This window comes from Shigella dysenteriae (assembly GCF_022354085.1).
Lineage (GTDB): Bacteria > Pseudomonadota > Gammaproteobacteria > Enterobacterales > Enterobacteriaceae > Escherichia > Escherichia coli.
On sequence record NZ_CP055055.1, the window covers coordinates 4,589,864 to 4,603,865 of the forward strand.

8 protein-coding genes are annotated in these 14,002 nt (G+C 53.9%); 1 reads left to right on the plus strand and 7 read right to left on the minus strand.

Going from position 1 to position 14,002, the window contains the following annotated elements; genetic code table 11:
• Window positions 1–29: 29 nt before the first annotated feature.
• Both HUZ68_RS21970 and pdeH read right to left on the minus strand, forming a co-directional pair.
• Window positions 30–2,090, minus strand: coding sequence for an AsmA family protein (locus HUZ68_RS21970; protein ID WP_001315896.1), 2,061 nt, complete (start codon window positions 2,088–2,090; stop codon window positions 30–32).
• A 69-nt stretch (window positions 2,091–2,159) separates the two neighbouring features.
• Window positions 2,160–2,927 carry a cyclic-guanylate-specific phosphodiesterase gene (gene pdeH, locus HUZ68_RS21975; protein WP_001295219.1) on the minus strand — a complete coding sequence of 256 codons (768 nt, stop codon included), beginning with the start codon at window positions 2,925–2,927 and terminating at the stop codon, window positions 2,160–2,162.
• A 231-nt stretch (window positions 2,928–3,158) separates the two neighbouring features.
• On the opposite strand from pdeH, the gene kdgK reads away from it, so the two are divergent.
• Complete coding sequence (gene kdgK, locus HUZ68_RS21980; RefSeq protein WP_032308534.1) at window positions 3,159–4,088, plus strand: 2-dehydro-3-deoxygluconokinase; 930 nt, start codon at window positions 3,159–3,161, stop codon at window positions 4,086–4,088.
• A 95-nt stretch (window positions 4,089–4,183) separates the two neighbouring features.
• On the opposite strand, the gene HUZ68_RS21985 is transcribed toward kdgK, so the two are convergent.
• The 5 genes from HUZ68_RS21985 to bcsZ all read right to left on the minus strand — a co-directional run bounded on the left by HUZ68_RS21985 (window position 4,184) and on the right by bcsZ (window position 14,001).
• Window positions 4,184–5,680, minus strand: a complete 1,497-nt coding sequence (locus tag HUZ68_RS21985; protein WP_001163135.1) for a M16 family metallopeptidase — start codon at window positions 5,678–5,680, stop codon at window positions 4,184–4,186.
• A gap of 220 nt (window positions 5,681–5,900) precedes the next feature.
• The gene (gene dctA, locus HUZ68_RS21990; RefSeq protein WP_000858214.1) at window positions 5,901–7,187 is read right to left on the minus strand and encodes a C4-dicarboxylate transporter DctC; all 1,287 of its coding nucleotides are present in this window, start codon (window positions 7,185–7,187) and stop codon (window positions 5,901–5,903) included.
• Window positions 7,188–7,369: 182 nt separating this feature from the next.
• Complete coding sequence (hmsP, locus tag HUZ68_RS21995; protein WP_001266306.1) at window positions 7,370–9,358, minus strand: biofilm formation regulator HmsP; 1,989 nt, start codon at window positions 9,356–9,358, stop codon at window positions 7,370–7,372.
• A gap of 81 nt (window positions 9,359–9,439) precedes the next feature.
• Complete coding sequence (gene bcsC, locus HUZ68_RS22000) at window positions 9,440–12,913, minus strand: cellulose synthase complex outer membrane protein BcsC (RefSeq protein ID WP_001225141.1); 3,474 nt, start codon at window positions 12,911–12,913, stop codon at window positions 9,440–9,442.
• Window positions 12,895–14,001: a cellulose synthase complex periplasmic endoglucanase BcsZ gene (gene bcsZ / locus HUZ68_RS22005; RefSeq protein WP_001307453.1), complete on the minus strand. Its 1,107-nt coding sequence runs from the start codon at window positions 13,999–14,001 to the stop codon at window positions 12,895–12,897. The genes bcsC and bcsZ overlap by 19 nt, the downstream gene beginning before the upstream one ends.
• Window position 14,002 lies beyond the last annotated feature (1 nt).

Sequence of the window (14,002 nt, forward strand, 5' to 3'; positions counted from 1 at the left end):
AACTCACCAGCAAACACAATCCAACCTCATCACTTCTTCATCTGCGACAATATCGTCCGACACTGATTAGCCTCCCCTTCGGAAGGTGAGATCAGTGCCAGTAACGCCGCCGCCGGTGTTACCAGCGTTGCCAGTGCCGCAGCAACAGCACCACGGGCAATCAACGGCCCGGCTTTCACCCCAGCCTGCGGATTTTTAAACGTCCCACGCACATACAGCGGCGAACGCAGTGTGATAATCCGAATCCCTTTACTCTCCGGATCAATAGTCAAATCCAGCTGTTCCGAAGCAAAACTTGCCGTGCCGGTAACATTAATCAACGCGTTCTCAGTATCGAAAGCAAAAATCTGCGGGCGCGCCACGCCGTTGGCAATATTCAGATTCGCCGCCGCGCAGTTCACCCGCACCTCATCGTCACCAAATATCGCACCGACAATGTAGTTGCCGACATTCAGCCCAACAATCTCCATCAGGTTGCGGCTCACCAGCCCGTCATTCATCAACAGTTTCAGGTTGCCGTTACTGTTGCCTAAAAGTGCTGCCACCGAGTTACCGCTACCGCGTAGTTCCGCGTCACCGTTCATTTCCCCCAGCGTCTTCTGCATCAGTTCCACATCGGGCATCAGTTCTTTCAGTTTCAGTCGACGAGCCTGAATATCTGCCCGCCCCTGCATCGGCTTTTTATCGCCTTCCAGATGAATATTCGCCGCAATGCTGCCGCCCGCCATGCCAAATTTCAGCGGTTGCAGGCGCAGGTCAGCATTTTTGAGGATGATATGAGTAGAAAGATCGCTAATCGGCAGGCTACTGCCATGCTCAATGCGCCGCCCTTTGAAGCGAACATCGGCATCCATAACGTCCCATTTATCGGTTTCGAAGCGGTCATAAGGCAGCACTTTGCCCGCAGGCTGAACGCTTTTTTCGCCCTTCTTCTGTTCAGACCGTTTCGACTTTTCTGCCCCTTTCCCGGAGTCAACGCCAATTAACGGTCCCAGGTCCGCCAGCCGCAATTGCCGCGACTCGACATCACCTTCCAGTTTTGGTCGTGGCTTTCCGGTGGTGTAGACCAGAGAACCGTGGATATCGCTATCGCCAATTCGCCCATTAAAACCGCGATAATCAAAGACCGACGATTTTTCAGTGTCGATTTTCGCTACCAGCCGACCATCCGTTTCAAATGGCGGGGTATCGGGCAGCAGAACGCCCGTCAGTTCATAGAGATCACCCAGTGAATCGCCAGAAAATTTAAGCCGTAAATCGACACCGCCCATCTTCATTGGGTCATTCACGACGCCATCAAAAGCAACACGGGTGTTACCAGAGCGGAAATCAGCCTGTACCGGAAACGGCGTCCCTTCGCCACGCAGCGCCAGCATACCGCCTATTTTTCCCGTACCCGTGAGCGGTTCACCGTTATAACGTCCCTGCGCCTTCAGGCCAAAAACGTAATCGCCCACCTTTTCTTTATCCGCTTTACCTTTCGATCCAGTAACTTCGCTGAACGGCAGCGGCTTGCCTAACGGATCAACAAAAATCTCCAGATCCGCTTTGCTTACTTTGTCATCAATGGCGATCCGCCCTTGATCGAAAAGAATATTATCCAGCCGAAACGACCATGCCGACGGCTTTGCATTCGCGTCTTTGTTATCATCGTTGGCGAGATTAAACGTCCAGTTATTGTTCTTTTCGGAGAGGCGAATCAGGCGCGCGTCGGGCTTTTCGAGCTTGATCCACGGCAGCCAGACCGTTTTGGTCAGCAGCGCCAGCGGGGCCAGCGTTGCCTCTACGCGTGGCAAATGCACCATCGTGACTTCGGGAATATCCGGTGGATTGCCAAGAATGATGTCTTCCGCGTGTACATGGGGCCACGGCACCCAGCTGCGCCAGCCAGTTTCTTGTTTTTGCCGCTCCCACACCACGCCCAGATCGCCACGGATAGCGAACGGACGATTCAACTCCGCAGAGACTTTCTGGTTGATGGTCGGTTTGAGTCGATTCCAGTCAAAAGTTGCAATCAAAATGATCGCCACGACAATCAACAACAAGAAAGCCACTGAAATCGCAGCGGTTATTTTGCCTGCCTTGCTCATCGTTCGCTTCCTCATATTCTTCCTGTGCCAGTCCTAAAGATAGTCCAGCCAGGCGGAAAATGAGGCAGCTTATAGCGCCAGAACCGCCGTATTCAGCGTTTCTATCGGTGCCGGGCGTGAAAGAAACCAGCCTTGTGCGGCGAATGCGGGCGAGTTCTGAACATCACGCCACTCTTCCGGCGTTTCTACGCCCTCGACAATCACCCCGCGACAATAGCGATTCATTAGATGTAAAAGCTGAGAAAAGAGTGTGCGTCCTTCCGGCGACTGACGCAGCATCACAAACAGTTCTCGCGCGATTTTGATGTAGTCATAACGCACTTCACTTAGTGCAGAGAAATTTGCCATCCCGGTACCAAAATCATCCAGCCACAGCGGGCCAAATTCACACATCGAGGCAAAGGTTGAATCTTTCGGCAGACGGATATGCTCCACCAGTTCGAAACGCAGCCAGGGAAGACGCTCAATCTGGCGCAGGATTTTTGGTTGCTGACGCAGGGCGATGAGCGTAGGGCCATCAATATTGACCGATGCCAGCAGGCCGTGCTCTATAAAGAAGTCGGCTTTTTGCGCCAGCAAATCAATCTGCTCTTTCACAACCTCCATCCGATGGCTGACGGTGATTTCAGTAAAATAGCGATCCGGCGGCAGGCGTTGCGAAGGGTTCAAGGGATGCGTGACCACCGTTAATAGCTCCACGGCCATTAACCGTCCGCATGTTTGATAGATCGGCTGCCAGGTGTAAGCACGCTCACACTGCAACCAAAAACGCCGTTCCTGCAAGCTCTCGATGCTTGCTTCAGGGTTGCTTATTCGCTGGATAACCTGCCTTATCATCAAAGATGTCCTGTGTTTAAAAGTGATGCTGCCCGGACTCGACAAAGATTATCGGCGCGCAAGGGCAGAACTTTACCGCCTGGCCGGGGTAAATTTCCTCACTCCACAACGGAATCTTTCAGGAATACGTTCTAGCTCAAAAAAATAATGGAACACTGTTTTAATATGGTTGACCAGCAAACCACCACAGCGCAAACTAACGCTAATTTTTTACAGATCAGGTTCACGACTATGTCCAAAAAGATTGCCGTGATTGGCGAATGCATGATTGAGCTTTCCGAGAAAGGCGCGGACGTTAAGCGCGGTTTCGGCGGCGATACCCTGAACACTTCCGTCTATATCGCCCGTCAGGTCGATCCTGCGGCATTAACCGTTCATTACGTAACGGCGCTGGGAACGGACAGTTTTAGCCAGCAAATGCTGGACGCCTGGCACGGCGAGAACGTTGATACTTCCCTGACCCAACGGATGGAAAACCGTCTGCCGGGCCTTTACTACATTGAAACCGACAGCACCGGCGAGCGTACGTTCTACTACTGGCGGAACGAAGCCGCCGCCAAATTCTGGCTGGAGAGTGAGCAGTCTGCGGCGATTTGCGAAGAGCTGGCGAATTTCGATTATCTCTACCTGAGCGGGATTAGCCTGGCGATCTTAAGCCCGACCAGCCGCGAAAAGCTGCTTTCCCTGCTGCGCGAATGCCGCGCCAACGGCGGAAAAGTGATTTTCGACAATAACTATCGTCCGCGCCTGTGGGCCAGCAAAGAAGAGACACAGCAGGTGTACCAACAAATGCTGGAATGCACGGATATCGCCTTCCTGACGCTGGACGATGAAGACGCGCTGTGGGGTCAACAGCCGGTGGAAGACGTCATTGCGCACACCCATAACGCGGGCGTGAAAGAAGTGGTGGTGAAACGCGGGGCGGATTCTTGCCTGGTGTCCATTGCTGGCGAAGGGTTAGTGGATGTTCCGGCGGTGAAACTGCCGAAAGAAAAAGTGATCGATACCACCGCAGCTGGCGACTCTTTCAGCGCCGGTTATCTGGCGGTACGTTTGACGGGCGGCAGTGCGGAAAACGCGGCGAAACGCGGGCATCTGACCGCAAGTACCGTTATTCAGTATCGCGGCGCGATTATCCCGCGTGAGGCGATGCCAGCGTAAACGCAGCATATGCAAAAGGCTGGATAAAGTGTTACCCCTCTATCCAGCTCATCCATAAATACCTGATGGTTGTGCTAACTCATCACCATCAGGCATTACTGTGCAGGTGGAATATCCGTCACTTCAGGATGTACGTCATCCGTGGCGACAGAGGTGGCGGCAGCAGCAGTCGATGGGGCCATGATTTGATCCCAGGCCGCCTGCAACGCTTTCATGTTAAATTCCGGCTCGCCTTTCGGCTGCAGCAGTATTAACGCCATATCATTCGACAACTGCTGACGCAGATCCTGATTTAACATCTCCACCGTCAGGCTGTTAAGGAAATCCTGCCGCAGTTTCTGATACTGCTCCGGCGCGATATCGACGACCTGATTTTGCAACGAACGCATCCGCTGACCCATCAGAATATCGGTATCAGCCCGCGCATAGGCGGCAAACAGTTTCTGCAGCTCCAGTTTCTTTTGCGCCACTAACGCATTGAACTCTTCTTCCGGCAGACCTTTATCGCGAACCTTCGCCAGTTCACGCGCCACCAGATTAAGGTTGCTGTTCAGCTTGTCGTTTGGTGATTCGATGTTGATGGCACACTGCGCACGCAGATACAGCACACGGCAGTCAAATCCAAGACCGATGTCTTTGCTGTTACTGGCGCTTAACGCTTGCTGAACATGCCAGAACAGCGCCTCGCGGGCCAGGTCCGCACGCCAGTAGCGCAGCAGTGCGGCTGATTCACGAATCGGCTGCCACGGCGTATCCCACATGATAGATAACCGGTCCTGACGCACCGCGTCAGTCATAATACTCACCGCTTCCGCACGCAGCGGAGAAAGCGTCGGCACCGGAGCTGGCGTTTCACGTTTGCCTTTCAGTTCGCCAAACGTTTTGTTTATTTGGTCGACAACCGAGCGCGCATCCACGTTTCCCACCACCAGTAGCGTCATTGCATCCGGGGTGTACCATTTCTGATAGAAATCTTTAATTTTTTCCGCTTCAACGGGTTGTTTCAGCGGATCGGCAGGATCGTGACCTAACAAGGTTGACCCTTTCAGACGATAGCGCCACCAGCCCTCTTTAGTATCGGCTGGCCAGGTTGCCACCATGTCCTGACTTTGCAGCGCGTGGTTGATGGTTTCTGGTGTGATGGTCAATTTGCCAGTGGCATTTGCCAGATAAGAGAGCGCTTCTTTCAGCAAATCGTTACGGTTATTGGGCAAACTCAGATTAAACAGCGTGGTGTCATAAGAGACAATTACCGGCGGCATCGGGCGTTTAGGGTCGATCCCCTGCTGCCACAATGAACGCGCCTGTGCTGCGTCAAGGCCACCGCTTTGCGTTAGCGCAATACGAGGGATGGCGTGACTGTAACCGCTCTGTTGTGTACTTTCGGCGAGCGAACCGGTATTAACCAGCAGGCGAATTTCAACACGATCGCTGGGACGCTGGGGGGTGGTCAGCACTTGCCACTGTAAACCGTTGGAAAGCGTCCCCTGTTGCCATGCTGGATCAGGCTGGAGCGCATCTGCCTGCACATAGCCAGCAGTGGCCATCATCAGCAAACCGCCCGCTAAAAGTCGAATTTTTGTGCCCTGCATGTGAACCCCTGATCAACTATCCTGGTAATAAAAAAACTGCCCGTTGTCGGTCAGTCTAAATGACGTTAAAAACACTTCGTGTTAGACCGCAAGAACATGAAAATGTCACGGAAGAAGTGAAATAAACCTGAACTCACCCAGGTGGTAAGTTCAGGCACAGGGGTCAATTATGCGCAAACACCCGCACTCGGGGAAGGGAGTGCGGGCATAAGTGATGAGATTAAGAGGATAATTCGTGCGTTTTGCCATCCGGCGCACGATTATTCAGCACATCGTCCAGTTTTTTGTGGTCCAGTTCTTTCACCCACTTAGCAACGACAATGGTCGCTACGCCGTTACCGACCAGGTTAGTCAGCGCACGAGCTTCTGACATAAAGCGGTCGATACCGAGGATCAGCGCCAGACCCGCTACCGGCAAATGGCCCACCGCAGAGAGCGTCGCCGCCAGCACGATAAAGCCACTACCCGTTACCCCTGCCGCCCCTTTAGAAGAAAGCAGCAACACGATTAACAGCGTGATTTGGTGGACGATATCCATCTGACTGTTAGTGGCCTGGGCGATAAACACCGCCGCCATTGTCAGGTATATCGATGTGCCATCAAGGTTAAACGAGTAGCCTGTCGGGATGACCAGCCCCACCACCGATTTACGGCAGCCGAGTTTCTCCATCTTGTCGAGCATACGCGGCAGCGCCGACTCGGAAGATGAAGTCCCCAGTACAATCAGCAGTTCTTCACGGATGTAGCGGATAAATTTGAAGATACTGAAACCAGTCGCTTTAGCGATTGAACCCAATACCAGCACCACAAACAGGATACAGGTAATGTAGAAACAGATAATCAGCTGCCCCAGTTGCACCAGTGTGCCGACGCCGTATTTACCGATGGTAAACGCCATTGCCCCGAACGCACCAATAGGTGCCAGACGCATGATCATATTGATGATGCCGAAGATGACCTGCGAGAAACTTTCGATGACGTTAAAAATCAGTTGGCCTTTGCTGCCCAGACGGTGGAGCGCAAAACCAAACAGTACGGCAAACAGCAGCACCTGCAGAATGTTACCGCTGGCAAATGCGCCAATGACGCTCGCCGGGATGACATCCATAATGAAGGCGACAATGCCCTGGTCTTTCGCCTGATCGGCGTAAACCGCTACCGCTTTCGCATCAAGCGTTGCCGGATCGACGTTCATTCCGGCACCAGGCTGCACGACGTTAACGATGATAAGACCAATAATCAGCGCGATGGTACTGACAATTTCAAAGTAAAGCAGTGCGACTGCGCCGGTACGACCGACCGCCTTCATGCTTTCCATGCCCGCAATGCCCGTTACGACGGTACAAAAGATGACAGGAGCGATGATCATCTTAATGAGCTTAACGAAGCCGTCGCCAAGCGGTTTCATTTGCTCGCCTATTTCAGGATAGAAATGGCCAAGGAGAATACCAATGGCTATCGCTGTCAGGACCTGAAAGTAAAGGCTTTTAAACAGAGAGGTTTTCATAGGGTGTCCTTTAGTAAAACCACAGGTCTTGTAAGGTTATGGGGTACCTGCGGCCTTAAAATAACACCCAGACAACATCACAGAAATGTACCTGGATCATAATTGAAACAAAAAGGTTAAAAAGTTTGAGCTGGCTCGCACAAACCAGCACTTTTTAAAGTTTTGTAATCAGTTTGGGGTAGCTACTTTTCTTCCAGGTAACTCTCTTCGAAGATTTCAATAGGGAGTGGGCGAGCAAAAAGGAAGCCCTGGGCAATACCAACGCCCGCTTTTGCCAGCCAGTCGCGTTGTGCTTCAGTCTCCACGCCTTCGGCAATCATTTGTAAGTTCAGGCTCTGCGCCAGCATGATAATTGCAGCAATCATGCTGCTATCTTCCGGCAAGCCTTCAACAAACATTTTGTCGATTTTCAGTACGTCGATTGGCAACGATTTCATATGCTGCAGCTGACGCAGCCCTGCGTAGCCCATGCCGAAATCATCCAGCGCCACCCGAACTCCGGCATTGCGCAGCGGACGGAGGATTGCCACCGCAGCATGAGGGTCGTCAATACGTCGGCTTTCTGTCACTTCCAGAATCAGTGTTCCCGGCTGAATGCGATAGCGGGTTAACAGTTCCAGCATATCCGCCACCATATTTGGGTGCATCAGTTGCAGCGCAGAGAGGTTTACCGACAAGGGCAGCATAATGCCGCGCTCTTGCCAGGCTGCAAGCAATCGACAGGACTCTTCCAGCACCCAGTGACCGACGGTAACCATCAGCCCACAGCACTCAATGCGATCGATTAAGCCATCCGGCAGGTCCCAACTGCCATCCGGTTGCTGGATACGCAGTAACACTTCCGCACTGACCAGTTTTCCGCTGGTCATCTCGACCTGTGGCTGTAACCAAATAGCAAACTGATGATTTTCCAGTGCATTAAGGATATCGCTCTCTTCCGTCAACCGCTTCTGGGCGGCTTCCATCTGCTGCGGATCAAAGAACTGAATCTGATTCTTGCCTTTATGGCGAGCGGTAAATGCCGCAGAAATAGCGCGACTGTAAAGCTGTTCGGCGGTGAGATCGCCGTAGAACATCGCCACGCCAATGCTACAGTGCGGACGGAGTTGAATACGTTCAATCGGCAGGCGCTCGCTCATGATAGTGAGCACTTGCTGACCTAAGGTGATTGCGTGCCACGGTTCCTGTACACCGTTGGCAATGACAGCAAAGTCATAACCGCTAATCTGCGCGAGGATCATACGTGGCGACAGTACCGATTTGAGTTTTTCCACCAGCGTCAGCAGCAGAATTTCTCGTTGCGCCTCTTTCAGCACGCCCGCAGTATCACGCAGGGTTTCACAGGTGATGATCATCAGCGCGGTGGTTTGTTTACGCGCGACAACCTGCTCCAGCATCTCCATCAGCAAGGCTTTGTTCGGCAAATCCGACACCGGGAAGCGCATCGCATTTTCGTTCTGTTCTTCATAATGGCGCTGCAGCAATTGCTGGTTGAGGTTGTAACTGCGCACCAACATACCGATTTCATCGTCCTGATGCAGACGCGGTAATGCCAGTTGGTGACCAACAAGCTCCTGGGCTGGGATGGCGTTAAGTTCGCGAGCAATATTGCGTAACGGATGCAAAATCAGGCGGTTAATGCACCAGCTGATGGCGACGGTCAGGATAAGCGACAAAAGTAAGTAAATGGTCACTAACGTTGAGAGGGTGCTCATCACGAACTTATACATACGGAAGGAATCCGCCTGTAGTACCAGATAGGCAATTGGCTGCGGGTTTGCCGGACGTTCGAGCGAGTAAACGCCCAGCGAGATTTGAACCGGTAGCTCAAACAGGCGAGTAACCATTACCGGCACCGGGCGCTCTGGAATAAAACTTTTACGCAGCGCCTGGAACTGGTTAGGCAGCACTACATCGGCACGGCTGACCACGCCTGCCGGTTTAATGCTGGCAAGAATAGCTTCCGCTTCGGGAATATCGCCTTTCAAAATAGCTGAAGATAAGGGTTCGCGGACAGAGCGAGCAATGCTTTCCAGTTGCGTAGCCGTGTTATAGCGATTCTGCTGGACCAGATGGAACAGCAAAACGGTGCAAAAAATAAAAACGAACACCAGGACAACGGCTGCCACCATTGCCATCTGCTTGATTGTTAACGAGCGACTTACGCGCAAATTGTCTCCCCCCGGAAATCCCAGATTGCCGCCCGAGTATACCCGATCGCAGCGGCATTAAGAGAGGCGCTATCTGAAAACTTACCAGTCGGCGTAAGGTATCAGCGGCTGCGGCGGTAAATCCATGTCACCCTGCCATCCGGCGGCGGAATAACGTACGTAGAGCAGGAAATGGCTGGGTGCGTAATCTTTCGCCTGCTGGATATCAATTGCCGTGCCAACAAACCAGTTGGAAGTAACACGTCGTTCAAGTAATGCCCGCGCCGTGTAGCCGAAGCCCTGACTGCTGCCGCCATCGTTGGATTGCCGCGCAGCTTCTTCCTGCCAGTCGGTCGGGATCAGATTCATCAGCGGATAACGCGGCATGGTTTTGGTGCGTGAATGCGACCACGAGCCAGACGCCCCCAGCTCCCACGACCAGTTTTCCGTGCGCTCCCGCCACATCACCGGTATGGCAAACGACAGGTATTCCTGCGGACTGTAGTAACCGCCCTGACCGAGTGAGTAGCCACTCAGATCTTTGTCGTAATGCCAGATCATGTTGTTCAGGCCGATTGTGACGCGGCGATTGTTCTGGTTAATGACCTTATAGTAATAGCCCGTCATCCAGCGCACGCGCCAGTTATCTTCGACATTTTTACCGGTTAACTGGTCGCCACTAAGCGATGCCCAGACGCCGTTTGCTTCACCTTTATCGTAGCTCAGACTTAGCCCCACACCGTCGGCACGTACGCCACCCCATTTTTTCCCGGTATTGCTCGGGGAGTCTTTTTGCCCACCAAAGGCCAGCAAAGAACTGGAGATGGGCCGACGGTGGGCGTTAACGGTGTAACCCAGCGGCCCGATATCATCGCTGTAACTGATGCCGCCGACCACATCCACCACGTTGAAGCCCATCGGCGTGGTACCGATATCCCAGCTCCAGACGTCATTTCGCCAGCCGACCGCCACGCTGGCACCGGAATCCGACTGGCTGCGGTTGCCGCTACAGTCCTGTAATGTACAGGTGCCCCAGTTGTCATCCCATTTGCCATCGGCATTAGTGGAGAAACTGCCGACGTTCATATTGACGAAATCACTGCGAAAGAACATCCGCCCGTCAGAATACGGCGCATCCACCTGCAACATGGTAGTGTGCGCTTTCAGATCGGAGTAACCACCGGTGCCGCTCGAACCCCAGTAATCGTGCTCGAGGGTGACGTTAAGATCCTGCTGGCGATAGAGGTCCGCCGCATCGCTGCGCACGCCGCGTTTCAGCCAGTCATCTTTCTCGTCGTTACGGGTCAGTCGGGTGAATGTGTCGTTATCCTGCGGACGCGTCGTGGTCACACCGGATGCGACCATGGCGTCTTTGTAGGTTTCCAGCGCCTGCTTTGGATCGCCCGCCTGCGCTTCAAACTTCGCACCGTCGCGCAGCACCATCGCGCTTTCCATCGACGGTGGCTGAGATTTTGCCTGCGGGATCAACTTATTAAACGTCTGCTGCGCCGCTGCGGTATCTCCAAGCTGCGCCTGCGCCAGCGCCACGCGCCGCTGTGTGTTCAGCGAGGCGTTATCGGTAGCGGGCAGTTTCGCCAGCTGGCTACGTGCCGCCGCTGTGTCACCGGCAGCAATATCCACTTCCGTCAGCCCCAGAATGGCATCGGCGTTAGTTGGCTCCAGCGTCAGGACATTCTGATATGCAGCGCGGGCGGCGGTGTAATCACGTCGCTGCTGCGCCCAGTCAGCCAGCGTGAGGTCAATACGCGTGGAAGGTGGTTGCTGACGCAGCATCGCTTCCGCTTCAGCTTCTTTGCCGCTTTCTCGCAGGCGATTAGCGGTTTCCATCACCTGATCGCTTTGCAGTCGATTAACCAGCTCCTGAATATTGCTGTTCCACTGCGCGCGCGGCAGGCTGTTGATATGCGCCAGCGCCGCTCTGTCCTGGTCATGACCAGAGAGGTACAGCCCGTAAGCGTAAACCTGCTCCGGGTCGTTCGGCTTATGCTGCGCCAGATTGCGCATTAACGTATCGGCCTGGCTGCGTTGTCCGGCCTGCCAGAGATCCTGCGAAAGTCGGTAAGTAATCCATACGCTGCCGGGGTCCAGCGCCAGTCGTTGCCGCTGAAGTGCTGCCGCCTGCGCCCATTTGCCCTGGTTTTCCAGTGCCTCTGCCTGCTGTGCCAGACGGTCGTTTTGCAGGCTGCGTTCGATATCATCAATGCTACGCCGCTGACTGGCAGAGAGCGAGGCGATAAACGCTTCAGCTTTTTCTGGCGATTGCTGGCGGTAAATATTTGCCAGCCCGCGCACGGCGTTAGTGTTGCCGCTGTCCATACGCAAGGTCTGCTGATAATAACGTTCGGCGGCGGGATAATCTTTTCGCGCCATCGCCACATCGCCCAGCCCCAGCACTGCATAACTGTCGGTGTTATCGACATTACGCGCCTGCTGGAACAGGCGTTCTGCCCGGTCAGGATTATTGGCTTTCAGCGCAGCATCGCCCTGCTGGATCGCCAGCCAGTAGCGGTTTACTTTCAGCAGACTGTTCCATTTGTCGTTGTTGCTGCTGTGCGGGTCCAGTGCGAGGGCTTTTTCCAGATTCGCCACTGCATTGGCGCGATCGCCTTTCTGAGAATACGCCTGGCCCAGCGCCCCCAGAGCTTCACTGTCTTTCGGGTTCGCCCGCACCGCCTGTTGTAGTTCGGGAATGGCTTTACCCGCCATACCAGAGTCCACCGCCGCTAAACCTTGCGCACGAGCGCGGAAAGCAGGATCGGCCAGCTGTTTTTGCTGTTCTGCCAGTTGCGATTGCGCAGCCGCCACGCTATCGCCATCACTAAAGATCGAGAGATATTTTTTCAGCGCCGACACACTGGCATCACTGACGGGCATGTCTTTAATCTGCCCGTACCAGATTTTAGAGGCCCCTTCGCGCCCGGCGTTCGATTTTGCCATCTGTTCCAGGACGGCAAAACCTTCGTCACGCCGATCGCTACTAAACAGCAATAGCGCCAGATTGTTTTGCAGGCCCGTATTGCCCGGCGTATCCGCATTAATGCGTTTTAGCTGATTAATCGCTTCGCCACGGCGAGCCGGAATTTTCGCCACCGTACTCCAGTACTCGACGGCAATGTCACCTTCCGGCGGCGCACCGTTGAACAGTTTGTTGTAACTCGCCACAGCTTCTTCTGCATGACCGGTCGTCGCCTGCAATCGTGCCTGTTGCAGTGCCTGACGACCATCCGGCGTGGAAAGTAGCATCGTAGTCCGCGACGATTTATACGCATTCGAACTCGGCGCTAACTGCGACAGCCGATCGAGCTGTTTTTGCGCGCCATCAATATCGCCCTGACGTAACAAAGAACGGAAACGGGCGGCAACGACGTCCGGGTTATTCGGATCAATAAGTTCCAGCCGATATAACGACTGTTGCACCAGATCTTCACGATGGGTCGCTTCGCCTAACCGAACTTGCTCCAGCAACTGTTGCTGAGCGGTTGGTGCTGCCTCGACCATCGGCATGACGGCCAGACCGAGGGAAAGCGTGAATATGTTTAGTGTGAATTTGCGCATTCCTGGCCCCAGTCAGGTAATAACTCACCTTTTGTCGAGAAGCGGAAACGGTGTTGATCCCAGCCTTGTCCAAACAGGGTCAGCACATAGTTGTAATAGGCATCGCTGCCGGGAAAGTTATCGGCCACGCGCTGGCGCTGAACGGCCTGCGCATCGCGGTTTTGTAAAAAGGGCAGCATGGCGGCAGAAAAACCGACCGGTCCTTTACCCTGCGCTTTCCCCGTAGCCACATCCACTTTTTCCGGCGGATAACCGTTTTTCTCAGTGAATGTCGCCATCGGTTTAAACCGGTTGAGCATCCGCGCTTTTTGCGGATCGCTGTCAGGCATCATGCCTACCCACATGTAAACGCGGATAGCGTCGTAGCTGCTGATCAATGTTTTTTCGGCTTTTAGCTGCCAGCCTTTGTCTTTCTCATAGCGCACCCAGTCTGGCGAAAAACCTTTCGGGGCGGTTTCCAGCAATAAACGTTGATTGGTTTCGCGCAGCGTGGTCCACGGCGCGCCAAAGCGGGTGAAATACTGCGCCAGCGTCGGCGGCAGGTAGCTGGGGTTAAAACGCCAGCTGTTATCCTCAGCAAAACCCACTTTGCCCGGTAACAACATGGAACCCAGCCCAGGCACCGTCACCACTTCCTCCCGCGCGATACGTTTTAGCAACGCGCTGCCGATGTCGGTATAACGCTGCTCTTTCCACAAACGCCCCGCCTCCAGCAACGACCAGGCCATCCAGACATCACCATCGGAGGCCGAATTGCTGTCCAGCACTTCCCACTTACTGTTCTCTTTCTTGCCCCACAGCCAGGCGGGCAAACGTTCTTTTAAAGAACCCTGAGCGAGATTGTTCTGCGTCCAGTCGAGAATATTATCGAAAGCTACACGGTCGTTAGCCGCCAGGGCAAAGAACATACCGTAACTTTGCCCTTCGGAGGTGGTGATTTTGCGCGCGTCGCTGGGGTCGATGACGCGCCCTTCCTGACTGATGTAATCCTTTTTAAACTGCTCCCAGGCAGGCCAGGTACAGGCTGCCTGAACACTAAAGGCAGCCAACAGCAGCATCGTCACGATTCCACTACGCAACACATTCATC